Source organism: Neisseria sp. P0013.S005, from assembly GCF_051958425.1.
Classification (GTDB): Bacteria; Pseudomonadota; Gammaproteobacteria; order Burkholderiales; family Neisseriaceae; genus Neisseria; species Neisseria subflava.
Genome location: NZ_JBQCVL010000078.1, coordinates 1 through 248 on the forward strand (window position 1 = coordinate 1; position 248 = coordinate 248).

1 rRNA gene is annotated in these 248 nt (G+C 56.9%); it reads left to right on the forward strand.

Going from position 1 to position 248, the window contains the following annotated elements:
• A 16S ribosomal RNA gene (locus ACTHTA_RS11565) occupies nt 1–248 on the forward strand; the annotation flags it as partial.

A 248-nucleotide genomic window follows, 5' to 3' on the forward strand; every position in this document is an offset into this window, starting at 1 on the left:
GAATTATTGGGCGTAAAGAGCTCGTAGGCGGTTTGTCGCGTCGAATGTGAAAACCCGGGGCTCAACCCCGGGCCTGCATTCGATACGGGCAGACTAGAGTTCGGTAGGGGAGTCTGGAATTCCTGGTGTAGCGGTGAAATGCGCAGATATCAGGAGGAACACCGGTGGCGAAGGCGGGTCTCTGGGCCGATACTGACGCTGAGGAGCGAAAGCGTGGGGAGCGAACAGGATTAGATAGCCTAGTAGTC